The organism is Micromonospora yasonensis, assembly GCF_026013475.1.
Taxonomy (GTDB): domain Bacteria; phylum Actinomycetota; class Actinomycetes; order Mycobacteriales; family Micromonosporaceae; genus Micromonospora; species Micromonospora yasonensis.
In genome coordinates, this window is record NZ_JAPDPH010000001.1 from 34,675 (window position 1) to 59,373 (window position 24,699).

At 72.7% G+C, this 24,699-nt stretch carries 32 protein-coding genes; 9 read left to right on the forward strand and 23 right to left on the reverse strand.

Annotated features, from left to right (window positions below):
* Positions 1-145: 145 nt before the first annotated feature.
* Genes ONA70_RS00200 through ONA70_RS00215 form a run of 4 tightly spaced genes read right to left on the reverse strand, consistent with a single transcriptional unit; the run spans position 146 to position 8,620 of the window.
* Entirely contained in the window at positions 146-1,066 is a 921-nt protein-coding gene (locus tag ONA70_RS00200) for a glycine-rich domain-containing protein (RefSeq protein WP_265004223.1), read from the reverse strand.
* Complete coding sequence (locus ONA70_RS00205) at positions 1,063-2,145, reverse strand: hypothetical protein (RefSeq protein ID WP_265004224.1); 1,083 nt, start codon at positions 2,143-2,145, stop codon at positions 1,063-1,065. The genes ONA70_RS00200 and ONA70_RS00205 overlap by 4 nt, the downstream gene beginning before the upstream one ends.
* Positions 2,123-5,890: a hypothetical protein gene (locus ONA70_RS00210; RefSeq protein WP_265004225.1), complete on the reverse strand. Its 3,768-nt coding sequence runs from the start codon at positions 5,888-5,890 to the stop codon at positions 2,123-2,125. Before ONA70_RS00210 ends, ONA70_RS00205 begins: the two co-directional genes overlap by 23 nt.
* On the reverse strand, positions 5,891-8,620 hold the full coding sequence (locus tag ONA70_RS00215) for a phage tail protein (RefSeq protein WP_265004226.1): 2,730 nt from the start codon (positions 8,618-8,620) through the stop codon (positions 5,891-5,893).
* 279 nt (positions 8,621-8,899) lie between these two features.
* On the opposite strand from ONA70_RS00215, the gene ONA70_RS00220 reads away from it, so the two are divergent.
* The 8 genes from ONA70_RS00220 (at position 8,900) to ONA70_RS00255 (ending at position 13,246) form a co-directional block, all read left to right on the forward strand.
* Entirely contained in the window at positions 8,900-9,769 is an 870-nt protein-coding gene (locus ONA70_RS00220) for a helix-turn-helix domain-containing protein (RefSeq protein WP_265004227.1), read from the forward strand.
* A 14-nt stretch (positions 9,770-9,783) separates the two neighbouring features.
* Positions 9,784-9,990 carry a DUF397 domain-containing protein gene (locus ONA70_RS00225; protein ID WP_265004228.1) on the forward strand — a complete coding sequence of 69 codons (207 nt, stop codon included), beginning with the start codon at positions 9,784-9,786 and terminating at the stop codon, positions 9,988-9,990.
* A 226-nt stretch (positions 9,991-10,216) separates the two neighbouring features.
* Positions 10,217-10,642, forward strand: a complete 426-nt coding sequence (locus ONA70_RS00230) for a hypothetical protein (protein WP_265004229.1) — start codon at positions 10,217-10,219, stop codon at positions 10,640-10,642.
* Entirely contained in the window at positions 10,639-11,043 is a 405-nt protein-coding gene (locus tag ONA70_RS00235) for a hypothetical protein (RefSeq protein ID WP_265004230.1), read from the forward strand. The genes ONA70_RS00230 and ONA70_RS00235 overlap by 4 nt, the downstream gene beginning before the upstream one ends.
* 23 nt (positions 11,044-11,066) lie before the next feature.
* Entirely contained in the window at positions 11,067-11,393 is a 327-nt protein-coding gene (locus ONA70_RS00240; RefSeq protein WP_265004231.1) for a hypothetical protein, read from the forward strand.
* 284 nt (positions 11,394-11,677) lie between these two features.
* Complete coding sequence (locus ONA70_RS00245; protein ID WP_265004232.1) at positions 11,678-12,532, forward strand: peptidoglycan recognition protein family protein; 855 nt, start codon at positions 11,678-11,680, stop codon at positions 12,530-12,532.
* 10 nt (positions 12,533-12,542) lie between these two features.
* Positions 12,543-12,935: a hypothetical protein gene (locus ONA70_RS00250; RefSeq protein WP_265004233.1), complete on the forward strand. Its 393-nt coding sequence runs from the start codon at positions 12,543-12,545 to the stop codon at positions 12,933-12,935.
* Positions 12,932-13,246 (forward strand): hypothetical protein, encoded by a 315-nt coding sequence (locus tag ONA70_RS00255; RefSeq protein WP_265004234.1) that lies wholly within the window; start codon positions 12,932-12,934, stop codon positions 13,244-13,246. Before ONA70_RS00250 ends, ONA70_RS00255 begins: the two co-directional genes overlap by 4 nt.
* 211 nt (positions 13,247-13,457) lie before the next feature.
* Here the strand turns inward: ONA70_RS00255 and ONA70_RS00260 are convergent, their stop codons facing one another.
* Positions 13,458-13,832, reverse strand: coding sequence for a hypothetical protein (locus ONA70_RS00260; RefSeq protein ID WP_265004235.1), 375 nt, complete (start codon positions 13,830-13,832; stop codon positions 13,458-13,460).
* A 289-nt stretch (positions 13,833-14,121) separates the two neighbouring features.
* Here ONA70_RS00260 and ONA70_RS00265 point away from each other — a divergent pair, with 289 nt between their 5' ends.
* Positions 14,122-15,141, forward strand: coding sequence for a hypothetical protein (locus tag ONA70_RS00265; protein WP_265004236.1), 1,020 nt, complete (start codon positions 14,122-14,124; stop codon positions 15,139-15,141).
* 218 nt (positions 15,142-15,359) lie between these two features.
* Here ONA70_RS00265 and ONA70_RS00270 read toward each other — a convergent pair whose 3' ends face one another.
* From ONA70_RS00270 to ONA70_RS00355, 18 genes are all read right to left on the reverse strand, one after another.
* Positions 15,360-15,575 carry a hypothetical protein gene (locus ONA70_RS00270; protein WP_265004237.1) on the reverse strand — a complete coding sequence of 72 codons (216 nt, stop codon included), beginning with the start codon at positions 15,573-15,575 and terminating at the stop codon, positions 15,360-15,362.
* A gap of 44 nt (positions 15,576-15,619) precedes the next feature.
* Positions 15,620-15,970 (reverse strand): hypothetical protein, encoded by a 351-nt coding sequence (locus ONA70_RS00275; RefSeq protein ID WP_265004238.1) that lies wholly within the window; start codon positions 15,968-15,970, stop codon positions 15,620-15,622.
* Between the two features lie 14 nt (positions 15,971-15,984).
* On the reverse strand, positions 15,985-16,416 hold the full coding sequence (locus ONA70_RS00280; RefSeq protein WP_265004239.1) for a hypothetical protein: 432 nt from the start codon (positions 16,414-16,416) through the stop codon (positions 15,985-15,987).
* Positions 16,416-16,670 carry a hypothetical protein gene (locus tag ONA70_RS00285; protein WP_265004240.1) on the reverse strand — a complete coding sequence of 85 codons (255 nt, stop codon included), beginning with the start codon at positions 16,668-16,670 and terminating at the stop codon, positions 16,416-16,418. The genes ONA70_RS00280 and ONA70_RS00285 overlap by 1 nt, the downstream gene beginning before the upstream one ends.
* A gap of 5 nt (positions 16,671-16,675) precedes the next feature.
* The gene (locus tag ONA70_RS00290; RefSeq protein WP_265004241.1) at positions 16,676-17,218 is read right to left on the reverse strand and encodes a hypothetical protein; all 543 of its coding nucleotides are present in this window, start codon (positions 17,216-17,218) and stop codon (positions 16,676-16,678) included.
* Entirely contained in the window at positions 17,215-17,997 is a 783-nt protein-coding gene (locus tag ONA70_RS00295; RefSeq protein WP_265004242.1) for a hypothetical protein, read from the reverse strand. Before ONA70_RS00295 ends, ONA70_RS00290 begins: the two co-directional genes overlap by 4 nt.
* Before the next feature lie 7 nt (positions 17,998-18,004).
* Positions 18,005-18,949: a PKD domain-containing protein gene (locus ONA70_RS00300; RefSeq protein WP_265004243.1), complete on the reverse strand. Its 945-nt coding sequence runs from the start codon at positions 18,947-18,949 to the stop codon at positions 18,005-18,007.
* A gap of 126 nt (positions 18,950-19,075) precedes the next feature.
* A complete protein-coding gene (locus ONA70_RS00305) occupies positions 19,076-19,405 on the reverse strand; it encodes a hypothetical protein (RefSeq protein WP_091331441.1) in 330 nt (109 codons plus the stop codon).
* Between the two features lie 138 nt (positions 19,406-19,543).
* A complete protein-coding gene (locus tag ONA70_RS00310) occupies positions 19,544-19,828 on the reverse strand; it encodes a hypothetical protein (RefSeq protein WP_265004244.1) in 285 nt (94 codons plus the stop codon).
* Positions 19,828-20,214, reverse strand: a complete 387-nt coding sequence (locus ONA70_RS00315) for a hypothetical protein (RefSeq protein ID WP_265004245.1) — start codon at positions 20,212-20,214, stop codon at positions 19,828-19,830. Before ONA70_RS00315 ends, ONA70_RS00310 begins: the two co-directional genes overlap by 1 nt.
* Positions 20,211-20,717, reverse strand: coding sequence for a hypothetical protein (locus ONA70_RS00320; protein WP_265004246.1), 507 nt, complete (start codon positions 20,715-20,717; stop codon positions 20,211-20,213). The genes ONA70_RS00315 and ONA70_RS00320 overlap by 4 nt, the downstream gene beginning before the upstream one ends.
* Positions 20,714-21,262, reverse strand: coding sequence for a hypothetical protein (locus ONA70_RS00325; protein WP_265004247.1), 549 nt, complete (start codon positions 21,260-21,262; stop codon positions 20,714-20,716). The genes ONA70_RS00320 and ONA70_RS00325 overlap by 4 nt, the downstream gene beginning before the upstream one ends.
* A 147-nt stretch (positions 21,263-21,409) precedes the next feature.
* Positions 21,410-21,826, reverse strand: coding sequence for a hypothetical protein (locus ONA70_RS00330; protein WP_091331428.1), 417 nt, complete (start codon positions 21,824-21,826; stop codon positions 21,410-21,412).
* Between the two features lie 115 nt (positions 21,827-21,941).
* Positions 21,942-22,946 carry an SAM-dependent methyltransferase gene (locus ONA70_RS00335; protein WP_265004248.1) on the reverse strand — a complete coding sequence of 335 codons (1,005 nt, stop codon included), beginning with the start codon at positions 22,944-22,946 and terminating at the stop codon, positions 21,942-21,944.
* Between the two features lie 94 nt (positions 22,947-23,040).
* Positions 23,041-23,322 (reverse strand): hypothetical protein, encoded by a 282-nt coding sequence (locus tag ONA70_RS00340; RefSeq protein ID WP_265004249.1) that lies wholly within the window; start codon positions 23,320-23,322, stop codon positions 23,041-23,043.
* Positions 23,323-23,352: 30 nt separating this feature from the next.
* Positions 23,353-23,691, reverse strand: a complete 339-nt coding sequence (locus tag ONA70_RS00345) for a sulfotransferase family protein (RefSeq protein WP_265004250.1) — start codon at positions 23,689-23,691, stop codon at positions 23,353-23,355.
* A gap of 165 nt (positions 23,692-23,856) precedes the next feature.
* The gene (locus tag ONA70_RS00350) at positions 23,857-24,156 is read right to left on the reverse strand and encodes a hypothetical protein (RefSeq protein WP_265004251.1); all 300 of its coding nucleotides are present in this window, start codon (positions 24,154-24,156) and stop codon (positions 23,857-23,859) included.
* A gap of 66 nt (positions 24,157-24,222) precedes the next feature.
* On the reverse strand, positions 24,223-24,549 hold the full coding sequence (locus ONA70_RS00355) for a hypothetical protein (protein WP_265004252.1): 327 nt from the start codon (positions 24,547-24,549) through the stop codon (positions 24,223-24,225).
* Positions 24,550-24,699: the final 150 nt, after the last annotated feature.

Here is a 24,699-nt window from a genome sequence, read left to right on the forward strand (position 1 = left end):
CCTTGCGTCAATATTGTATGTACGGCGGCGCGGCGCTTTGCTCGCCGTCGACGCGGGCCGCTATGCTGGTGTCTCCACGTGAACGCAGCACAGCCCCGGATTTCGCGATCCGGGGCTGCGCTGTTTCCAAGGCCAAGTCAGGCGGTCAGTAGACGACCTCCACGATCACCAGGCCCCCCTTGCCGCTGCCACCGCGCCGCGACGTCGCCTGGCCGATCGCGCCGGCCCCGCCACCACCCCACCCCAGGGCGCTCGGCGCGTCACCGCTGACCGACCCGGACGAGTTCGCCCCGAACCCGAGCAGCGAGTTGCCGCCCTTGCCCCGGAACGTGTGCCGGGAGTCGAGGGTCCGGTTGTAGTCGCCGTACTCCCCCGGCGAGTTCAGCACGTTCCCGCCCACCGCGGTGCCGCCACCGCCGCGCCCGCCGGCCTGGTCGCCGACGATCGCGCTCACCCCGGGGGCGGAGCCGCCGCCGCCGGCCGTCCACAGCCCCCCGAAGCTCGTGTCCCCGCCCGTGCCGCCGGCCCCGAACGCCCCGCCAGCGCCGCCAATGCCGACCGTCACCTGCACCTCGGCGGGCAGCTCGGCCGCCGACCACACGCTCTCGCAGTAGCCGCCGCCACCGCCGCCACCAGCCGCGCCGTTGCCGCCGGACACGCCGGTCACCCCGCCGCCACCACCGCCGCCGCCGACCCCGTACGCCCGGATCCACCGCGCGCCGGCCGGCACCTTGAACGTCCCGGTCTGCGTGAACGCCTGCACCGGCCCGGTCGGCGCGCCCGCAGCCGGCGAGCCGACCAGACCGACGATGTGGTTCCCGGCCGGCGGTGACTTCATCACCATCACCCGGGCGCGCACCGGCACCGCGCCGATCATCGACGTCACCCGGATCGCCTGGCTGTCGCCGTCGTGCAGCGCCCGGATCGTCCCGTCGCTGGCCACGCTCGTCACCGTCGCCGGCCGCAGCCGCCACGTCAGCCCGAGCCGGACCGCCTTCTCCAGCACCGCCTCGGCGAGCGCCTTCACTGGCACCGCCAGGCCCGGCGTCTTCCCGCCTTCGCTCACGCCTCCCCGCCTTCCGTCTCCGGGTACGCCCGCCGCAGCGTGTGCCGCATCTCCCCGCCCGGCGCCAGCGGCATCGTCCAGGCCACCTCCAACCACTGCACCCCGTCCCAGCGCACCACCTCGTACGCGTCGTGCCGCGGGTCGACCGGGGTGCTCAGCTCCACCACCTCGTACACCGTCTGCTGGAGCCCCAGCGTCCGCGCGTACACCGTCGCCTGCGCCTGCGATCGCACCTGCACGTCGACCGTCTTCGGCAGCACGAACCCGCGCTGCGCGATCGAGTGCGGCGCCGACGCCGGCACGTCGTACACCCCGACGACCGGCTCCGCGTCCTCGCCGGGATCGTTCGACACCACCACGAAGCGGTTCGGCGCGGTCAGCAGGTCCGTGCCCCGCGAGATCGACCCCCGGATCACCCGCCGGGAGGCGTCCAGGTCGATCGTCACCGCCTCGTTGGCAGGGTCGAACGCCCGCCGCAGCCGCAGCCAGCCCCGATGGTCGAACCACGGCATGAGGTACCCGCCCGACGCGGCCAGGTCCCGCAGCGCGTTCGCCCGCGACGTGCCCGGCGACCAGGCCGCCACCGACGTGAACTCCGTCGCGTCGACCACCAGCGGCCCGATCGGCAGCCCGTCGACCAGCCGCGCGGCCACCTGGTCGACGAGCTGCCCGCCCGCGTCGAAGCCGACGTCCAGCTCCTGGTCGACCACGAACATCTCGTCCAGCAGCGTCAGCGGCGCCGTCGACCCGGCGCTGGTCACCAGGTCCGACGAGTCCGACACCAGGTAGCGGCCCAGCCGGTACGTGCTGCCGTCGCCCAGCACCATGCGGGGCGCGATCCGGTCGGTCATCTGGTTGATCCGCTTCACGTCGTCCACGCCGAGGGTCACCCCGGACAGCCGCCGGGGGATCGTCGACGTGCTGTCGTGGCTCAGGCTCGGCGAGGTGTCCCGCAGCGGCGTGAGCTCACCGCGGACCACGCCGGTCCGCCCGTCGATCAGGTCGAACCGGAAGGACGCCGACCGCTGCCCGCGGTGCGCGGGCAGGTCGAGCAGGTCAGGCGGGGGCGCAGATGCCACGGCCGTCCACCTCCCACGTGTTGCCCTGCGCGTCGGCGAACTGCGTCGTGCCGGCCGCCTGGCCCTCGAAGTCCGGCGCGGCCAGCACCGGCCCGTCGACGCCCTGGCGCACCTCGGCCCGGGCGACCGTCACCGCGCCGGTCAGCGTCAGCGCCAGCCGCCCCGGGTCCACCGTCGGCGGCTCCGGCGCCGCCGGCACCCCGCCCAGCTCCGTCCACGTCACGCCGTCGTCCGAGTGCCAGAACGTGGCCACGCCGTCGCCGATGAAGTCGTTGCGGTACACCGCCCGCAGCCATCGCCGTTGCCGGGTCACCACCAGGTCCCGCGTGTCCTCGCAGCCGGTGTAGCCTGCGCCGCCCCACAGGTTCAGGCAGGTCCGCACCGGGTCGGCGGTCAGCTTCCAGCCGGTCGCCCCGCTGTCGTCGGTGCGCGACAGCTCCGCCGTCCACTCGTCGCCGGTCGGCCGCAGCTCCACCCGCAGGTCCAGGTCGTTCGACGCCGGCTGCCACACCGCCAGCTCGGCGACCTTGATCGTCGGGGCCGCGTTCGTGTTGCCGGCCGTCAGCACGCCCCGCACGCCGACCTGGCCGACGCCGATGATCGCGGTGTCCTTCGCCGACTGCTCCCACCTGGCCATGCGCTGCCCGTCCGGCCACACCGCCACCCGGACCGCCCCGTCGCGGACCTGCAAACGCATCCAGTACCACGGACCCGCCTGGTAGCTGAGGTAGTCGATGCCGTTCGGCCCCGTACGCACCGTCGCCAGCGGCGTGACCGTCGTCAGCGCGCCGCCTACCACCCGCTCGATCGACACGCCCAGCTTGCCGTCGGTCTGCGCGGCCAACCGCGCCCGGTAGTGCGTGCCGAGGGACTGGTACCCGCCGACCAGGTACGCGTTGATCGGCTGGCCCGTCGCCACGGCGCTGAACTGGAACCGCGCCTGGACGTCGACGTCCTCCCAGCCCGCGCCGACGACCGCCGTGCGGGAGCCGCCCCCGGCCAGGTTGATCGTCGCCGCCTCGGGGGCCACCGAGTAGTCCGCCGCAGCGCCCTCGGCGACCGTCCAGCCGTTCCCGAGGCCGCCCGACACGTTCCGGTTGAACAGGTCCTCGAACACCCCGGGGGCGAGGCCGGCCGCCGGCACCGGCGTGCCCGCCGTCACCGCCGGCACCTGGCCTTCCGGCCGCAGGCCCTCGCACGCGGCCGGGCCGCCGTCCAGCGGGGCCGGCTTCGCCGTCACCTCCACCACCTGCACCTGCGCCAGCTGGAGCTGCCCCGCCTTGCGGCGCTTCACCGACGCCGACGGCACCAGCAGCGTCGACAGCCACCGGTTTCGCAGCTCGTCGCGCACGCACACGTACGGCACCGTGTCCCACGCCAGGTCCCGCAGGTCGGTGAAGCCGCGGTCCATCGTGGTCGGCGGCACCGCCGCCTGGTTCACTAGCACCGTCCGGGTGAACTCGACGCCGCCGCGCTCCAGCGGCCGGAACGCCGTGCGGAAGTCCCGGTCGAACATCTCCTGCAGCTCGACCTGCTCCGCCTCGGGGAACGTGAAGTCCTCCACCGACGACCGGTCGAAGTTCGCCGCGTACGCCAGGTTCCCGGCCGGGTTGTGGTTACTGGTCAGGATCAGCACGCCGGTGGCGACGTTGCGGCCCTCCACGCCCGGCGCGGCGATCGTCGCCGCCACCGGCGGCGACCACGGCCCGGCGATGCCGAGGCGGTGCACCATCCTGATCCGGTACCGCGACTCGACGCCCACCCGCGCCTCGTAGTCGTCGACCGCCGTCACGGACGGCTCGACCACCTTCGCGATGGCCTCCCACTCGTCGGCGGCCATCGTGTCGTCCTGGCGCTGCACCTCGTAGCAGCCCCAGCCGGCCACCACCGACGAGTTGACCGCCATCCACGACAGCCGGTGGTAGCGGATGCCGGTCGGGATCTTCGCCGCCGGCCGGTCGCACTGGTCGTCGACGACGGTCAGCGGCTGCACGGCCGGCTCGACGTCGAGGCCCAGCACGGCGTCCATCTCCTGCGCGAACATCAGCGTCAGGTCCGCCGACTCGTCGGACTGCCCGTCCACCACCGCCCACGCCGTGCGGCCGCCGTACCCGGGGTCCGCCTCCCACCCGGCCGGCTGGGTGCTCCACGGGTTCGCGTCGGCGCCGAGGACCTGCCACGGCGACTGCCCGTCCGCGCTGCTGGTGAACGTCCAGTACGTCGTCTCGCCCACCCCGTCGGACAGGTACGGCTGGTCGAGGCGCACCGTCACCTCCCGCCAGCCGTCCGCGATCTCCGGCAGCGCGTCGAACTCCTCCACCGTGACCCGCGCGACTGGGCCCAGCCGCCGCGTCGTGTCCAGCTCGGACACCTGCGCCAGCTCCAGCGGGGCCCGGGTGCCCGGCAGGTGCCGGGCGTAGAACCGCGCCCACACCCAATCCGCCGCCACGTCCTCGACGAGCTGCTGCATCGTCCAGCCCGCCGGGGTCAGCTCCGACACCGTGGCCACGGCCTGCGTCACGTAGCTGTGCGAGCTGAGGTCCGGGTTGCCCGGCGCGCTGATCCCGGTGAACAGCACCACCGACGGCAGCTCGTCGACCGTCTCCAGGGTCGGCGTCTGCCCGGCCCGCAGCGTCTTGCGCAGCAACACCCCACGGTGCGCCGGGTACGGCTCGACCGGCCCCAGCCGGTCCGCCTTCACCGGCACCGGCGACGCCACCGACAGTTGCCCCGCGTACGCCTGCCCGACGGTCACCGCGTACTCCCGCCCGCCGGTGAGGTCCACCGTGCCAGAGAAGTTCACCGCGTCCCACATCGGCACCTCGTAGTAGTAGCCGCCGATGTAGCTGGCCCCCTCGGACAGGTTGAGGCCGCCGCCGCCGACCCGGTTCTCCTCCCCGTACGACACCTCCAGCGCCAGGTAGTGCACCTGGAATACCGCGGTGGCCGCCGCGTTGGCGGCGACCTGGAGCCGCACGTTGATGTTCGTCCCGCCCGACGCCGACAGCGCCGACAGGCCTGCCGGCGGGTTGCCGGTGCTGCCGAGGTTCCGCGCCCGCCACGGCACCCGGCCCCGCTCCGTCGTCGGCGCCGCCGCCGTGTTCCACCACGGGTTCAGCTCGCCGAGGCGCGACCGGCCGACCGCCGTCACCCCGTTGTGGACGGCCGGCCCGTTCAGCGTCTCGTCCATCAGCCAGTTCACCCCGGCCGACGGGCGCTCGAGGCCGAGGGTGACCGCCGGGGCCAGGTCGGCGAACGGCCCGCTGATGACGTACAGCACCGACACGTCGAGGATGCGCCGGCCGTCCAGCTTCGCGTGGGTCAGCGACGAGTTCGTGTCGAACCAGAACCGGGCTGCCGCGTTCGGCCCGGTCAGCGTGATGTGCCGCGGGTCGGACGGGTTGGTCACCGCGTCCGGCGGCGTCGACGACCCGCCGGCCAGGGCCGCCCCGGTGACCAGCGCGCCGTCCCGCACCGGGATGGTCAGCTTGCGCACCGGCCCGGTGCCGCCGATCTGGCCCGCCGGGTACAGGTTGACCAGCAGCTCCTTGCGGTTCGGCAGGCCCGGCGGCGGCGACGCGACGTGCAGCCGCACCCGCCGCAGCCCGGTGCCGGCGGCGTGGCTGACCTGGGCCCGGAACGTGTAGCCCACCTCGCTGCCCGTGTCGAGCTGCACGGTGTCGGCCACCAGCGGCGCCCACTGCATGCCCATCACGTAGGGCCGGTCAGGGTTGTACTCGCCCACTCAGATCGTCCTCACGGTCGTGGCCACGTCCCTGCGGGCCAGCGTCTCCAGCACGCCTTCGCCGACCGCCCGGCCGGTGTCCAGCGCCTCCTGCCTGGTCGGCAGGACACCCTCGAAGGTCACGCGGATCGAGTCGCGCCCGAACACCACGGACGCGCCGCCGCCCTCGCCGAGCAGCCGCATCAGCCCGGACTGCTCGGCCAGCTCCCGCGCCCGGCGCGGCCGGGTCAGCGGCACCACCACCTCGTCGCCGGCCTCACCGCCGACGAACAGCGTCGGCCGCCGCAGGATCGCGCCGTTGGCCAGCGCCGTGATGCGCGGCAGCGACCCGGGGAGCTTCGCGTCGATCGACGCGATACCCGAGTTAATCTTGCCGATGACCCGGTTGATGAACCCCTTGATCGCCGACGTGATCGACCCGGCCACGTCCCCGATGAACCCGCCGACGTTCTTCAGCCCGTTCATGAACCCGCTGATGAGGCTCTTGCCCGCCGACACGAACTTCCCGGCCAGGCCCGCCAGCCGCGACGGCACGCTGCTGATGAACGACACCAGGGAACTCGCGCCGCTGGACGCCGCGCTCTTCGCCGCGTTCCACGCCGACGACAGCGCGCTGGCCATGATCCCCGGCAGCCGCGACAGCCCCGACATGATCCGGCCCGGCAGGGCCGTCACGAACGACACCACCGCGCTGATGCCGGCGGTTGTCAGCGCCTTCGCGCTCGCCCACAGCCGGGTGAAGAACCCCGCCAGCAGGCCCGGCAGCGCCTGGATGCCGCGCAGGATCATCCCGGGCAGCTGCGTCACCGAGAAGATCAGCAGGCCGATCCCGACGCCGACCGCCTGCAGAGCCATGCCCAGCGCCGACGTGAACAGGTTCCACAGCATCCCCGGCAGGCTCGCCAGGAACGACCCGATCTTCCCCGGCAGCTCCGCGAACCACGTCCCGAGCGACGAGAAGAACCCGACCACGGCGCTCCACGCCGACGAGAAGGCCCCGCCGATCGCCGCGCCGACGCCGGCCCAATCGATCCCGTTCAGCCAGGCGGCGACCTTGCCCAGCCACTCGGCCACGCCCGTCAGCGGCGACAGCAGCCACGTCAGCCCGTTGGCGAGCGCCTCGACCAGCGGGACGACGGCCTGCGCGGCGAGGAACTGCAACAGCAGCGCCGCCACCTTGATCAGCGGCGCCGCCAGCGCCACCGCTACGCCGGCGAGCTGCGCCACCAGCTCGATCAGCGGCGTCAACGCCACCACGATGTCGACCAGCGGCGGCAGCAGCGACACGATCGTCGGGATCAGCGGCATCAGCGCCTGCACCAGCGTCCCGATCAGCGGCCCGACCGCCGTGAGGACCGGGGCGAGGGCGGTGCCCAGGGCGGCGACGATCTGGCCGAGCGGCGGCCCCAGCTGCGTGAACAGGTCGGCGAGCAGCCCGGCGATCGGGGCGAGGACCGCGGTGAGCGTCTGACCGATCTGGAGCAGCACCGGCCCGAGCGCGGACACGATCGGGCCGAGCAGCGGGCCCAGCGCGCCAAGCGCCTGCGCCAGCGGCCCGACCAGCATCGCGATGAGCTGGCCGACGACCGGCAGGAGCGGGGCGATGGCCAGGGCCAGCGACGCGATCACCTGACCGATTGGGACCAGCGCCGGGACGAGGGCCTGCAACCCCGGGATCAGCGCCTGCGCGATCGGCATGAGCGCCGGCACCAGCGTCTGTCCGATGGCGCTGAGCAGCCCCCCGATGACCGGCTTCAAGCCCGACGCGAGTGCGCCCAGCGTCTCGAAGATCCCGGTCAGCGCCGCGCTACCTCCGGCCGACGTGAAGAACTCCCGCAGCGTGCCGGTCAGCGTCGTCAGCGTCCCGAGCAGCCCGCCGCCGGCCGACGCACTGGCCGCCTGGAAGACCGAGCTGAGGATCGCGCCGACGTTCGTCGCGATCTGCCCGAGCTGCCGCAGGACGCCCAGCGCCGTCTCGATCGCCGCGGTGGCCGCGCCACTCTGCGCCATCGCCGACAGCCACGCGCCGAACTTCGCGCCCAGCCCGCCGGCCACGGTGGACAGCTGGCTCACCGTCGGGAGGCCCACCACGGCCAGGTCGCGGAACCCGGCCAGCACCGGCCCGACCGCCACGCCGAGGTTCGCCACCGCCTCCCGCGCGCTCATCAGCACCCCGCGCAGTACCGACACGGTGGCGCCCTCCCGGGCGAACTCCAACGCCCGCCGCGCCACGTTGCCGTACTCGGCGGCGACGCCGGCCAGGCCGGTGCGCAGCGGCCCCGCCAGCACCGAGGCGGTTGCCTGGATCTGCCCGACCATCGGCGCGGCGAACGCGTCCTGGGTCGCCGTGCGGACGCCCTCGATCGCCGGACCCACCGCCTTGAACTCGCGGGCCAGCTTCTGCGCCTGCGGCGACAGGTTCTCCAGCGCCTTCTCGAACGCCTTCGCGTCACCCTCGACGACCGCGCTCATCGCGTCGCCGAAGCCCGCCGTCGCGATCTTCAGCGCGCCCATCGCCGCGCCGTAGACACCTGCCGCGGCGGGTACGGCGAACGCCGCGCCGCTGACCTGCGCCAGCGCACCGGCCAGGGTGACCAGGCTGCCCGTCGCTTGGACGGCCACCCCGCTCAGCGCGCCGATCTTCAGCGCCGACTTCAGCCCGCGTTTCAGGTCCGGCGCGAACTTCTTTACGTCGCCGATGATCTCGATGTACGCACGCCCCAGCGCCACGCACCCAGCGTAGGCCAGTTTCGACGGTCGCAGTCGTCTACTGCGGCCGGACAGTCACGCGGACAGACGAAGGGCTCCGGTGACGCAACCGGAGCCCTTCGCGGGCGCTCATCCAGCGAGCCCGACCCGTCCCGCGCGCCGAGTCTTGCCGCACAGCGTAGCCATCACGCCAGGCCAGCCGAAAGCCTCACGCATACCGCCCACCGCCGTCGCCGCGTACCCTCACGGCAGGCCGCGTGCCAACCTGGCACGGTGCCAACGCCCGGAGGTGCAGCACACGTGATCAGCCCCCTTGCCCGACGTCTTCGTCTCGGGCGCGCCATCCGCGAGCTGCGGGAGGCGTCCGGCATGACCGGCGCGGCGCTCGGCCGCGAGGCCGGCCTGGACCGCACCGCGGTGTCGAAGGTGGAGAACGGCGAACGCCGGCCGCTCGACACGATCCTGCGGATCCTCGACGTGCTGCTGCCCGAGAGCGACGACCGCTACCGGGCGCTCCAGCGGGTCGCCCGGGATGGCCTGGCCAAGGGCTGGTGGACCGAGGCCAAGTACGCCGCCATGGGCGACCGGCAGGCCCGCACCGCCGACATCGAGGCCGGCGCCCGCGCGATCCGCGAGTACCAGAACTCGCTGCTGCCCGGCCTGCTCCAGACTGAGGCGTACGCCCGCCACCGGGGCCAGGTCGCGCTCGACGACGGAGCCGACTTCGACCTCAGCGGCACCGTCGCCGGCCGGATGCGCCGGCAGCTCCAGGTTTCCGGCCCCGACGGGTCGGAGTACGACGTCGTGCTGGAACCGCAGGCGATCGAGCGGCTGCCCGTGCCGCCCGCCGTCATGCGGGAGCAGCTGCACCACCTGCTCGATCTGGCCACGACCAGGGAGAACGTCAGCGTCCGCATACTGCCGGTTGACGCCCGGCTGGGACGCGGGTATGTCCCACGCTCGCCGTTCTCCCTGTACGCCTACCCGGACCCCGAGGACCTGACGCTGGTCGCCGTCGACACCGTGACGACCGACCTGCTGGTCACCGAGGCCCAGGAGGCGCAGCGGTACGCGCGGCTGTTCGACCAGCTGCGTGACGCCGCGCTGTCCCCCGAGGCCAGCGCGGACCTCATCCAGAAGGCGGCCGACCTGGTGGCCGCCGACGCCTGACCCAGGGAGTCACCATGAGTGATCTCGCTTTCCGCCCCTGGCGGAAGTCCACCAAGTCCGACGGGGGCCAGAACTGCGTCGAGGTGTCCGACGCCGTTGACGGCAGCACCATGCTGGTCCGCGACAGCAAGGACCGCTCTGGCCCCGTCCTGACCTTCGACAGCGCCGGCTGGACCGCGTTCATCGCCGGCGCGAGGAAGGGCCAGTTCGACCTGGCCTGACCGACCGCAGCACCACATTGAGGGGCCGGCACCGCACGGTGCCGGCCCCTCGCGCGTCCACGACCGACACGCCGAGTCAACTTCCCCGTTCCCCTTGTGACATAGACCAGCTCCGTGCCATGCTGGCACCGTGCTAAACAGCACGGTGCCGGAACGGCACTGTGCGGCAAGTGACCACCATCGAGAACCGCACCCCTGGGGGCAGCTCATGGTCCAGTCAGGACACATGCCACACGCGGCACCACCACCGTCCACGCTGGTTGCCGGCGACGTCCCACCGCCGCCGCCGGGCGAGCTGGTCCCCCACGAGGGCTACATCGTCTTCACCGGCCGGGACCACCGCGAAGCGTTCGCCGGCTACGTCCTCGCCATCCACCTGCCCGGCTCGTCGCAGATCGAGGTGCGGGCCTGGCCGCCCAAGGTCAAGGTCCACCGCCGCTGCACCTGGTGCAGCTCGCCGTTCCCCTGCACAGCTGTGCAGTGGGCCAACGGCGCCCTGAACCCGGAGGGGCCGGCGGATCCGGCAACCCCGGCCCCTCCGCACGCCACCGACCAGCCCGACTGGAACGCGCCGACCGAGATCATCTGGCCGGACACCGGGCTGCTCACCACGCCCGCCCAGCAGCTCCGTGGCAAAGGAGGCCGCCGGTGAGCCGCCTCCGCACCGCGACCCGGCTGCCCGCCGACGTCATCACCACCCTGCCCGGCAGCGTGCTCTACCGCGCCGCCGTCGACAGCTACCTGCGCCACCGGCCCGGACCGAACGGTGTCTGCTCCTGCGGGCAGCTCGGCTGCCGGTGCCGCTCCAACGCATCCCGGGTGATCGAGGCGGCAGGGGTCGAGCCGTCGTCGGTCACGGCCGCTGACGCCACGCCCAGACCGTGGCACGAGCGGCCCACTCCGTCCGCCGTCCCCGCAGGGGGTGCCGGGGCGGCGCAGTGGCCGGCAAACCCGACGGGCGTCGCGTCAACACCCGGCGTGGCCCGGCCGGCACTGGCCGGGGGGCAGGCGGGGGGTGAGTGCCGCCGCCCCCCGGCGCACGGACCCCGATGAGCCAGCCGACGCCGCGGTCCCGCATGACCGCCAGCACCGACCCGTACCTGCTGCGCCTGCTGCTCCACTGCTGGCGCTGCGACCTGCGCCTCGTGCCCGTCAACACCACCGAGTTCGACGAGGAGCAGCAGACCCACGCCCCTAAGCGCAACTACAAGTGCGGGCTCGGCTGCCACAAGCAGCTCATCGACGCCGCCGCCATCGAGTCGAAGACCTGGACCGCCGCCGAACGACGGGCCACCGTCACCGACGTCCAGCTCGCCTACCGCCAGTCCGTGCTGGAGATGCTGCTCGCCAAGGTCGTCATCGGCCCCACCGAGGCCGACGTCACCTACACCTGGCGCATGTAGACCCCCGCCGGTCACCGCACCCGCGCAGTCCACGCGGTGACCGGCGGGCCTGAACCACCGCGCGACGCGGTTCCCCCCGTGCTCGTCGCGCGGCGAGCGGACGGGCTGTCCTCCAACTGGTGCGGCGGCAGTCCCGGTCCGCTCACCCGGGCGGGCGCGCCGCCCCAGGACAGCACCCGGCGCGCCCGCCCACCTCCCAGCCGGCCCGCGCCAGTCACCCCGGGCCGCTACCGTAAGAGCCGCTGTCCCCCGACAGACGATCACTGCTGCCGGGAGGACAACCAGTGGACATCATCAGCCGCGCCGAATGGGGCGCCCGCCCACCCGAGTCCCGCTCGACCGTGCCCTGGTCGAAGCGGACCGTCTTCATGGGCCACTACTCCGCCGCGTCGGCAACGCAGACCCCCCGCCAGATCCAGGACTACCACATGCGGGTCAAGGGCTGGGCCGACATCGGCTACAACTTCCTCATCAACTCCATCAGCGGCGTCATCTACGAGGGCCGTGGGTGGACGACGCTCGGCGCGCACTGCGCCGGCCACAACACCGAGGCCATCGGCGTCTGCATCATCGGCAAGGACCAGCCCGGCCGCCAGGACGTCTCCGATGCCGCCCGCCGCGCCTTCAAGTGGCTCTACGAGCAGGCCAACGACCGCAAGGGCAAGCGGCTCCAGCTGCTCGGCCACCGCGACCGCGGGAACACCTCCTGCCCCGGCGACGAGATCTACGCCTGGCTGCACGCTGGCCTGCCCATTGTCGGCGGATCCACGCCCGCGCCGGCCAAGCCGCCGGCCGCCGGAAAGCCCGCGCCCGGCACGCCGATCGCCTTCCCGTTGCCCGCCGGCTGGTACTTCGGCCCGGCGTCCGGCCCCGACTACAGCGTCTCCGGCAAGTACGAGCGCTACTTCAAGGGCCGCACCGACCGGGCGTGGCTGCGCGAGTGGGCCACCCAGCTCGGCCGCCGAGGCTGGTCGATCGGCCAGGGCAAGCGGTGGCTCGGCGACGCCGGCAACGACGGCATCTACGGCCCGGAGTACAAGGCCATCGCCGAAGCGTTCCAGCGCGACCAGCGGCTGCGCGTCGACGGGCTGGTCGGCGTCGCCACCTGGGACGCCGCCTTCAAGAACCCGGTCACCTGAGGCGGCGACGATGGAGCCCGTGCTCATCGCCGCGCTGGTCGGCGGCGGGTCGATCGCGGGCGCCGTCGTCGACCGCGTGCTCACGGCGATCCTCGGGCGGCGCAAGGAGCGCGCCAGCCTCGCCGACTACGAGACGCAGATCGCCGAGAGGCTGCTCGGCCGCATGGACGCCCAGCTGTCCGGCGCCGAGACGAAGCTCAGCCTCGCCGAGACGCAAATGGCGGCGGCCAACCTGACCATCCACCAGCTCCACGAGGAGCTGGCCATCACCAAGGCCGAGGTCGCCCAGCTCCGCGCCGAGCTGGCCGCCCGGCAAACCCTGGCCGCCGAGCGGGACAAGCTCCTCATCGAGAACGTCCAGCTCAAGGCCCTCATCCAGCAACTAGGAGGGAAATTCCCGTGACCGCCAGCACCACCCAGACCCGCCACCCGTGGCGGGCCGTCGCCCGTACCATCTTCGCGGCCGTCGTCGCGCTGCTGTCGCTGCTGCCGGCCATCGCCGCCACAGCCGGCATCGGGGCGGTGCCGCTCGTCGCCCAGGCCCTCGCCGTCGCCGCCGCGGTGACCCGCGTCCTCGCGATCCCCGGCGTCGACGGCTTCCTCCGCCGGTACCTGCCGTTCCTGGCGTCGGCGCCGGCCGGCGAGGTGCCGCCGCCGCTGCCCCGACGCGAGCCCGGCAGCACCCTCCTCCGGGGAGACGACTTCCGCAGCTGACCCCGCAGACGCGGAGGGCGGCCACGGGTTCTGGGCCACCTCCTCTTTCTGAGCGCGCGGCGGTGGGACGGTGTGATCGGGCTGATCGACCAGAGTGCTCAGCAGCTTGCTCGGCCCGGACCGTTGTGTCGGGGTGCCTGGTTTGGGGGGCCGGTGACCGTCGTGGCCCGCCGGCCTCCCTTCGTGTTCGCGTCTTATGCCGGCTCGGTGGTTAGTCGAGGAGGCGATGGGCGGCGACGGCGACGGCCGCAGCCGTGGTGATGGCGGCGATGGGGCCGCCGAAGAGGTAGCCGACGGCGCCAGCGAGGAGGGCTGCGAGGCCGATGACGGCCCAGCGCAGGGGCAGGCCGGGCTTCTCGCGGGTGACGGGTTCGTTGACGGGCTGGCCGACTCCCCGCCCGTTCTCCCGGCCGGCGTTCTGCGCGATGTCCTGCCTGGTGGCCCGGCCGTTGGTGCGGTGGTGGCGGTTGCGCCGAACAGGCGTGCGGGCGGGTGCCGGCGCGGTGTTCTGGGCGGGTGCCTGGGTAGGGCCGGTCGTGGTGGCTTCTGGCCGCGGGCGCTGGGTGCGCCGTATGGTGTGCTTCACGGTTGCTCCTCTGCTTGTCCAAGGTGGGAGGGTGCCGTTCACGCGGCCTCCGGGTGCATCCGGAGGCCGCCCGCGTGTGGCGGGGTTGGCCGGTGGCCGCGCGTTCGGGGTGGGGCAGCCTTGGGCCGGCTGGGTGCCGGCGGGGTGCCCGGGTTCCATGATGGCGAGTCGGGGCGGACCGTAAAGTCGATCTTGGGGTATGCTCAATACGCTTTTGACCGACCACGACGCAGCAGCTTCGTCACGGTCGGTCAAAAGCGTTCATTCAGAAGCGCCTAGATTGGCCGTGATGAGCCGAGTCGATCTTTCCTGGATCCCGGCCGAGCCCGACCGGCTGCGCCTGGTCGACCGACTGGAACGGTTGTACAAGCCCTCGATGGAGGTGTCGGTCGGGGACGCGATGCGCAACCTGCGCACTCTGGCGCGGACCGCGCCCAGGGCCACAATCAAGATCAACGACGGGGTACGCGTACGCAACGAGTTCGTGTGCCTCACCGCGCCGGCGGAGGGCTCGGACCGGCGCGGGCCCGCCCCGGCAGACCGGCCGCCGGCAACGCGAATCATGGGCCGCAAGGGCGTGGCGCTGCGGCTGCTGCTGACCGCATTGTTCGAGGTGCAGACCCGTACCGACGCCGGTAAGCAGGCGGGCCCGAACACCCGGCCGTTGTCGCACGCCGGTGCCGGGCAGGTCGCCTGGACAGACCTGTTCGCCAGCGGCGCCGAGGACGCGCTCGACGGCCGGACGGCGATGACGCGGCAGGACAAGCACCGCCGGCACCTGACCAAGGCTCTCGACGCGCTGGGCCGGCATGGACTGGTGACGTTCCCGCACCGCAGCGACGCGCGCAACAAACAGCGCGAGTTCGAGTTGCTCGTCGAGGACGGGCAGCCGGGGTCGAACGTGCCGTACACAGTGCCGGCGTATCGGGACCGGAACACATTTGTGCTGCCGACGGGGCTGTTTACCCGCGGCTGGATCAGCGTGCTCACCGACGCCGAGTTGGCATTTCTGCTCATGGCCGCGTTCATGCACAAGCCGGGCCAGGAGGCGTTCTGGCTGCCGGCGGGGGTGCGGTTGCGGATGCTCGGGATCGGGCCGGAGACGTACGAGGCGCACCGCACGTTGCAGGCATTCGGCCTGGTCAGGGTGACGCATCAGCAGGGACGGTCGCCGAACGGCCGGCTGGCGCCGATCGCCGGCGGCGGGCAGCAGCCGCTGCCGGACATGGTGCAGTTTCTGCCGGAGGGCCTGGACCAGGAGGCGTACGGGACGGTCACGGAGGCAATTGACCAGCTCGTCTACCACTGACGCCGGTGCCGGACGGGGGGACGCGCCTGTCGTACCTGAGAGGACGGCAGCGTGGCGCGGTGCTCCGGCCGCCGATGGTGGCAGCAGCTGGACATGACACTGCACGCCGAGGGGTGTCGTAGGGGCTTGTTCGACGCGGGGTCGGATGCAGTGCCGGTAGGTGACGGCGCGGGCCGGGGCGGCGCGACGCGGCCATGTGAGGAAGTAAATGTCACCAATCAACCGGAGCCTGCCAGCGCCCGGGCGAAACTCTGGTCGGTCTCCTCGTCGGACCATTCCTCGCGGCCCTCCAGCTGCGCCTCGACCGGCGGGGCCTCCAACGCCTGCCGGAACTTCGCCACGTCCTTCTCCGTGCCGCCCTCCACCCACCAGGCGTAGATCACGTCCAGCAGCGACGGCAGCGGCAGGTCCAGCGGCTCCCTGCCGGTCCGCATCAGGAGCGTCCCGTGGAACTCGGGCCAGCGTTTGACCGCCAGGGTCAGGAGGCGCTGCCCGACCCAATAGGGCGGCCGGACCACTCCTCGCACACGTGCGTGAAGATCCCCATGGCGTCGGTGAAGTCGAACTCGTCCTCCGTGTTCAGCAGCCGCTTCCGGAACACCGTCAGGCTCGCCTTGTCCAGCGTCTGCTCGAAGAAGTCGAGCACCGCCGCCACCTGGTCCGCCTCCGACCGGCTCGACGACGCCGCCGCCATCAGGTACGCCAGCTGCGCGTCCTTCGGCGCCCGGCACACCATCTCCACCCCGTCCAGCTTGAAGGGCACGTCCGGCAGCTTCTTCCCGCCGCTGGACTCCGTTGCCACCTTCGCGCTGGTCGTGAACTCCCGCATCCCTGCTGCCTCCCCTACCTGTGGACGAGCCGGAACCCCTCCGGGCCCGCCACCTCTTCCATCGCCTCCCGCAGCCACGGCTGCGGCCTTGTCCCCGGGTGGTTCACCAGCGTGGTGAACACCACTTGGCCGCCTGTCTCGAACCGCAGCATCCCGCCGGGCCGCCGGGGCCGGATGACGTGCGCGCCGGTGCCGTCGTGCACGGCCGCCGCGTACTCGACGTCGTTCTCTACGAACCCGTACACCTGGCCCGCCCGCACACCCACCTCCTCGCGGTGCGCCGCCCGCAACCGGCCGGTGTCCACCGGGCACTTGAGCACCGCCCGCGTCCACACCTTCCGGGTGACGCTGCGGACGAACGACACCACCTGCCCGGTCGAGCCGGTGAGCAGCTGGCGCACCTCGCCGGCGAACAGGTCGACGCGCGGCCGCACCACCACCGCCATCAGCGGCGCGCTCTGCGCGTCTTGCCGTCGCCGTCGGCGTCCGTCGTCGGCGCCGGGGTCGGCTGGCTGGCGTCCGGCGGCTCCAGGTCCGCGGTGGCCGCCTGCTCGGCCTCCTCGCCCTCCAGCACCTCGTACCGGCCGGCGTCCACGAGCGTGGCCAGCCGCGGCCCCCACTCGACGTGCTGCACCGACCCGTCCGGCACGCCAGGCATCGCCGTCAGCGCCCGCACCGTCACCTTCTGGCCCTTGCGCATCGCCCTCACTCCTCGCACACGCACACGTTGGTCATCACCGCGACCAGGACCTCCTGGCCGACGCAGCCGCCGGACGGGCCGACGCTGGACTGCTCCCCGATCCACACCGACTCGACGGCCGGCAGCTTCTGCAGCTCGCACAGCACCGTCCGGCGGATCCGGCCGGCGTCGTCGGCCAGCTCCGCCGCGCTGCGCTCGAGCTGCGCCGCCGTCGGCGGGTTGCCGGCGTCGTCGGGGCTCGGCGCGCACCGGGCGGTGCCCGCACCCAGCTCCACCGCCCAGAACGCCCCCGGATCCGCGCCGTCGTCGAGCGGCGTGCCCCGCCCGCCGGGGAACTCCTCCGGCAGCACCGGGTACGTCCGCACGATCCGCACCCACGCCTGGCCTTCGCAGCACGAGTCGATCGCCACGTCCCGGCCGGGCACCACCGCCACCACGGTCGGCGTGCCGCCGAGCGCCCCGTCCAGCGCGCCGCTGATCAGCTCGCGCAGCTTCACCGCCACCGGCCACGCCACGTCGTCCTGCGGCTCCACCACCGGCTCGGTCACGACGTCCTCCTTCGTCCACGGTCCAGGTCCGGCGACCACACCACCGTGTCGCGGGGCAGCCGGTTCGGGTTCACCACCCGCAGCCACTGGTCGACCTCGGGCAGCCCGGTCATGCCGTCCCGGGCGAGCTGCGCCGGGTCGACGAACGTCTGCTGCACGCCTTGGCGCACCAACGACTGCACACGCCTCGGCAGCCGGCACGTCGTGTCGGCGACCATCGCCTTCGCCACCTCGCAGGCGTACGCGCCGGCCGCCACCTGCCCGCCGCCGGGCACCGGCACGCCCCGCTCGTAGGTGACCGCCCACGCGCCCGGCTGGTCGTCGGCCTTCGTCAGGTCCTGCCGGGTCGGCCAGGTGCCGCCGTCGATCCGCGCCAGCCACCGCCGGTCGTAGACGACGTACGCCTCGGCCGGCAGCTCCTGGCCGTCGATGACAACCCGGGTTACCGCGTTGATCGGGCCGGGCAGGCTCAGCTCCCGCCCGATCGGCCCGCACGCGCACGCCCCCACCGGGCAGCCGCAGAACGTCACCGCGAAGCTGCCGCCGTATGGCAGGTCCAGCCACGACTCCCACCGCCGCCACGCCTCGCCGTCGCCGCGCCGCACCGGCCGCACCGTCGAGGAGCACACGCCGAACCGGCGGCCGGACAGCGCCCACAGGACCTCCGTCGCGAGATCCGTGGCCGCCTTCCGGACCGCCTCGTCGTGCTGGTCCCAGCCCCTGCAGTACGCCGTGTTCAGCGGCCAGTCGCACGGGCCGGTCCGCGCCGGCTGCGCCACCGCCGCCTCAGCCGGCGGCCGGGGCGACGAACGACTTGAACCGCTGCGCGCCGCTCGCCGTGTGCGTGACCGTGATGAGGTACGTGCCGGCCGCCGCGTACTGGTGGCTGACCGTCGCGTCCGCCGCCGGCCCGGCCGACGACGCCCCGTCGCCCCAATCCACCGAGAACGCCTCGTTCGGCGCGGCCGGCACGTACGTCGCGGTGAACTCCGCCGTCATGTTCGTCGCGTCCGCCGGGTCCGCCACCACCGTGCCGTCCGGCGGCCGCACGGTCAGCCCGCACGTCGGCGCCGGCGGCGGCAGGTACGTCCAGTCGAGGTGCAGCAGGTCCTGGTCGCCCATCGGGTCCATCAGCCGCTCGACGCCCGTCTTGCGCAGGTACACGTCGTACGGCCCGACACCCCAGCCCGGGTTCTCGATCGCCTTGCCGGTCAGCGTGAAGCTGGCCGCCCCGTTCTCGATCGTGAAGTCCCCGATCTGCCCGTCGATGATCTGCGGCAGCAGGAAGTACCCGAACCTCGGCCGCTGGATCGCCCCGGCCACGCACTTCTTCAGCTGGGTGCCCGACCACACCTCCAGCGCCACCGCCGAGTCGAGGTTCACCGCCGACGTGACCCGCATGCCGGTCGCGTTGCCGTCCTCGTCGAGCACCACAGGCATCCCGGTGAACAGCGTGTACAGCTCCGGGTCGACCCGCCCGCAGGTGACCGTCACGTTGTACAGCTTGATCCGCCGCCGGGCCGGCTCGTAGACCAGCGGATCCCCGTTGGCGTCCTTCTGGTCGATCTCCTCGCCGTCGTCGACCTCGGCCGCGTACTCGACGCTCACGAAGCCCTTCGACGTGACGTGGACCGGCCATCCTCCGGCGCCCAGGATCGGGTCACCGCACACCCCGAGCTTCGTGGCTCGGAGCATCTTCCCCTTCACCGGGGTGTCGCACACTGCGGTCATCAGGCATCCCTCAACAGCGAAGGTCCATGCCCGGCCCGCAGCCAGCGGCGAATACCCCGCCAGCGTAGCCGAGAGGGCGCTGGCCCCGGGTGGGACACAGCGCCCTCGTCGACGAGCTGGCGGCCGCTACTTCTGCGCCGCCGGGTGGTTGCCCAGCACCAGGTCGCGGATCAGCGTCTCGATCTGCTCGGCCTGGCCGTGCGGCACCCGGAACGCGATCGTCGTCGCGCCGGCCACCACCGCCACCGCCGTGTGCAGGCCGTCCCGCTGGGACGCCACCGACTGCACCGCCCGCATGGCGAGCATCTGCCGGCCCTGCTCCTTGAACCGGGGGCGGCACGCCGGGATCAGCAGCGACAGCGCCACCGTGTAGACCGCCAGGATCACCAGCAGCACGTTCGCCACCGTCGTGCGTCCCGGCTTGCTCCACTCGATCCGGTCGGGCCAGATCCTCACCCGCGCGTTTCGTCCCGCGACATGGCTCTCGAACTGCGCCAACGGCTCCATAGTTCTGCCTCCACAGTGAACGGGGCCGTGCCCGAAGGCACGGCCCCGATACTGCCAACGGCTGGCGGCTTCCGCAGGCCGGCCGGGTTACAGCTGCCGGCCGTCGATCACCTCCAGCTCCGCGCCGAGCTCCGCGACCTTGGCCCGCACGCCCTCGCCAACCTCGTCCCAGGCCTCGCCGGTCACCACCACGGCGCTGCGGCTGTCGCCCTTGATCCAGGTGACCATCACCGCCGTGCGGACGTCGAGGACCTGGGCGGTCCGCTCGCAGGTGATCTGCCGCATCACCGCGTGCCGCAGCACCTCCCGGTTCAGGAACTTCTCCCGGTCGGCGTCGTTGTCGGCCATCAGGGCCGCCAGCACGTTCTCCATCAGTACCTCCCGACCGGGGCGGACGGCCTCACCTGTGCCGTGCCCTCGACGATGCGGCCACGGCACCGGCCGCACACCACAGGCGTCGGCCTGCCCTGCGCCAGGTCGACCGGCACCTGCATCGGCCCGTCGCAGCCCTGGCAGCGCAGCGGCACCAGCCGGGGCAGCCGCATCCCGAGCAGCAGCATGTCCCGAGGCACCAGCGTCTCCCTCGGCTGCCCGCCGTTGCGCGGCAGGATCACCAGGTTGACGCAGCTCGGGAAGTCCTTGACCGACTGCACGTCGGCGATCTCCACCAGCTGACCGAACAGCAGCACCTCGTCCCGGCGCCGCAACTCCTCGGTCCGGATCGTCGGGTTCGCCGGCTTCCTCGTCTCGACGGTCACGCCGCCTTCTCCTCTCGCTCCAGCCAGCAGAACCTGGCCTCCACATCGACCACCAGTTGCTCCGTCAGGCCCGCCCACACGTCGGCGGGCAGCGTCGCCAGGTGGTGCCACCGGCCGCCGTGCGCCGCGTAGACATGCAGCGCGCCCAGCTTGTGCTCCCACAGGTACGCCCAGCCCTCGTCCTCGAACGGCTGGTCGGCGCCCATCAGCCCGACCGCCGCCGGGCTGCTGATCTCGTCCTTGTAGCCGCGCCCGACGCCGCAGACGTACGTCCAGTCGGGCCGCCGCTCGGACACCGCCTGCGCCGGCCAGTGCGTGTTCGCCAGCACCGACCAGTGCCGGTGCATCAGCACCTCGACCATCGCCGCCGTGTTCCGCTGGAAGCTGCGGTCCCACATCGCCCGCATCTGCGCGAGGGTCCAGCTGGGCTGGCCCTCCATCTCGACGAGCCGGGCCCGGTACCACTGGCTGCCCGGGGCGAACTGCCCCACCAGCGCCCTCACCGGCCCGCCTCCATCAGCTGGATGCGGGTTGAGTCGCGGGCCGCCTCGCGGACGGCCTCCATGTAGCCGCGGTAGTCGGACGCCCGCCACTGCGCCGCGTAGCCCGCCTTCTGGACCTCCAGCAGGTCCAGCTGCGACAGGTCGCCCAGCTCGTGCAGCGACCAGCACGCCCACGCCTCCCAGCGCTTCGGGCCGCGCTCGGGGAACACCCCCAGGTAGACGTGCAGCCGGTGGCCGCCGAACAGGTACGCCCACTCGCGGTCGCCCGCGCGGGCCTCGGCGATCCGGCCGGTCTGCACCGGGTAGCCCTCGGACGGCACGCCGACCGCGTGACCGGTCGGCCCGGTGCCCGGCACGGCGTACAGCCGCGACCAGTCGGTTTGCAGCAGCACCGCCGCCGCCCGCTCCGGGCTGTGGCCGCACAGCTCGTGCAGCAGCACCGACAGGGCCGGGACGACCATCGTCGGGCAGCCGTCGTGCTGCACGCCCCGCGCCACGTACACACCGCCGGCACCTTCGGTGCCGACCAGCGCGCGTAGACCCATGTTTACCTCCACGTGAACCGGGTCTTGCTTCGGACAGTTACCTTGCGCTGTCCGGCCGCAATCGTCAATAGCGACCGGACAGCAGAACCCCGGCTAGGGGCTCCGCACCGGGGCCGGACCGCCGGCCCAGCCCCGCCTACGCAGCCGCTAGGCGGTCGCGTCCACCGACCAGAACTCCGTCTCGCCGTGCCACGCCGGCACGGCGTACGGCGACTTCGCGCCGTCGGCCAGCCAGCGCAGCATCTTCGCCACGACCTGCTCCCGGTACCGCTCGGGGATCCTCGCCGCCGCGTACTCCTCCAGGGCCTCGCGCGTCCCCAGCATCCGCACGCTTCCGCCGCTCCAGCTCGTGACGACGACCATCACCGGCGGCTCCTCCTCGTCCGGCCTGGCGTCGCACTCGTCGGCAGGCCCGCCGTCGTAGTGCTTGCAGGTCGGGTCGCACGGGTCCGCGATGTGCGCGCCGCAGTGCGTGCAGCAGTCGTTCTCGTCGCGGCAGCTGAACCACCCGCAGTCGTCGCCGCTCGCGGCGCTCTTGCCGGGCTGCACCGTGCTCTCTGCCATCTCAACCTCCACGTGAACAAGGCAGGACGTACATATTCATTGTATGCGACCGACTCCCCCGCGTACACGTTTTATGTACGCGGGGGGCCGTGTAGCGCGTCACACAACCGGCCGGTCAGAACAGCCGGCCCTGCCGGAACACCGCGTCCGCGTCGAACGTGGACGAGTCCGGCGCGGGCGGCGGCGGCGGGGGCGGCGGCTTCGGCCGCGCATTCCGCATGTGCCGCTCCAGGTCGCTCTCCGGCCACGGCAGCTCCAGCACCGTCCGCACCGCGCGGATCTGAATGGCCACCTGCCACGCCCGCCGCATCTCGTCGATCGCGATCTGCCGGTCCCGCAGGGCCTCGTGCATCCACTGGTCCAGCAGCCCGTCACCGCAGCCGACGACCACCCGCCAGCCCAGCCCCCACAGGTGGAAGTTCACCGCGCACAGCGCCGCAGCGAGGGGGTCCAGGTCGTTCGCCCACCACTCGCACGCCGTCGGGTCGAGGCCCTTCTCCCGCATGGACCGGGCCGCGCCGAGCAGCATCGTGCCCGTGCCGGCGCACGGCTCCAGGATCCTGTCGCCCTCCTTCGGCCCCGCCATCCGGCCCATCAGCTCCGTCACGTCCACCGGCGTCAGAAACTGCCCGATGCCCTTCCGCCCGCCGTGGGACTTCATCGTCTGGAGCAGCACCCCCAGCAGGTCGTAGTCGCCCCACCCGTCCGGCCCGAACCGGCCGAGCACCCCGCGCCGCAACGCCGCCTGGCCGACCGCGTGGATCGCCCGCTGCGTCGTCTCGTCCGGCTCGTCGTCGATCCACGACCACAGGTGCTTCGTCCGCGGGTTCAGGTCGGGCCGCAGCGCCGCGAACTCGCACCACAGCCGCTGGATCAGCAGCCAGAACCCCTCGTGGTCCAGGCGCTCCGCCATCTCGCCCACCCGGTCGAGCTGGTCGGGGTCCGGCGCCTCCCGCGCCAGCACCGCCAGGGCGGCCACCACGCTCATCGGCACCTCGATCCGCGAGCCGCCGTACCGGCTGTGCCACGCCTGGTCGACCGCCTCCGCGATCGCCCGAGCGTGCTCGCGCGGGTCGGCCGGCACGGCGTTCGCGCGCCGCGCCACCATCGTTGTCGTCATGCTCTTCCTCCACGTGAACTGCCGGCGGCCTGCCCGCCGGCGGGAACGGCAGCGCCCCCGCAGCCAGCACGGCTGCGGGGGCGCTCGGTGCGGCTCAGACCAGCCGCAGCACCTGCATCTCGGGCACGCCCACCACCGTCGGGTAGGCCAGGTCGTAGAAGTCCAGCCGCACGCTCTCGCCCAGCTCGTCCTTCAGCGCCACGGCGGCGGCCTCCTCCATCACCCGCGTCCAGTCGACGCGCGGCACGCTCTCGTGCCGCCGCTCGGCCAGCGCCGCCAGGTCGAACGACAGGACGTCGCCGTCCTCCACCTCGGACAGCGCGATGACCTCCCACTGGTCGGCGGTCGGCTCGGTCTCCATCAGCTCGATGCTCACGGTCAGCTCCCTCTCTCTCGTTTCGCTCGGTCAGCAGTTGCCGCACACGCCCGACGCCGGCAGCTCGCAGAAGCAGCTGTCGCACAGCCGCTTGCGCACCGCCGCCACCTCCCGCGCGTTCTCGCGCGCCTGCCGCTCCCGCGCCACCCGCTCCCGCTCGGCCAGCGCCCGCGCGTTGTGCTCCCGCACCCGCCGGTTGTGGGCCAGCAGCGCCCGGTCCTCCTCCTGGGTGGGGCGGCGGCGGGGCACCCGCATCGCCTCCTGAAGGGCCTCCGTGATCGCGTTCAGCCGGTTGATGGTCACGGTGTCGGCCCAGCTCAGCACCCGCCGGCCGTGCTCGTCGGTCACGTTCAGGTCCATCGGGTTCATCGGGCTCTCCTCACGCAGTCGGGGTGGCTTGCTGTACATATTCATTGTAGGTAGACGCCAGGCCTGCATACAAGTTTTATGTACGCCTTGGGCTGTGGAGCGGGCCACACAAACGGCGACGCCCCCGCACCCACGTGGGGCGCGAGGGGCGTCGGGCCGCTCAGCTCAGAACTCCTGGCGGTACACCTCGTGCGTGTAGCAGTGCCAGTAGAACTCCTGGTTGTCGAACCCCCGGCAGTCGAGGTGGTCGACCGCCTTCTCCGGCTCGATCTTGGTCACGCACTCGACGCCCGTCACCCACGTGCTGTCGGCGTCGTCCTGCTGGATCCGCACCATGCCGTCGCGGACCTGGATCACGGTGCCGGTCCGCTCGGCCGGCTCCCACGGGGCCTCCCAGCGCACCCGGTCCTTCTCGGCCAGCTCCGGCGCTGCGGCAACCTCTGCGACCTGCTCGATGATCTCCACGTGAATCTCCCTCGTCTCAAACGGGCGCGCCGGCCGGGGCCCCCCGGCCGGCGCGCATCGGCTTGCTCAGTTGCCCCGGCCGGCCTTCACGCTCTCGGCGACGTACGCCAGGGCGGTCCGCCGCTCGGCCACCTTCATCAGCGCCGCGTCGAACGCCGCCGCCTTGTCGCTCACGGCGGCCAGCAGGTCGCCGCGCACCGCGGTGCGCAGGTCGCCCGCCTTCGCGTTGACCATCGCGTCCTCGGTCGCCCCGGTGAGCTCGGCGCCCGCCCGCTCCAGCTCCCGCTCGGCCTCCACGATCCGCGCCGCCAGCTGGGCGACCAGCCCGTACCGGTCGGCACCCTCGGCCTCGACACCGAACTCGGCGACCAGCTCGTTGACCCGCTTCTCCATCTCAAACCCTCCTGTAGGGGTAGCGCGTTGCGTACATATTCATTGTATTCGAATTTCAGTCTCGCGTACAAGTTTTATGTACGCCTCAGGGCCGTGGAGCGAGTCACACAACAAGCGCCGCCCCACCTGGCACGGGGAAGAGACCAGGTG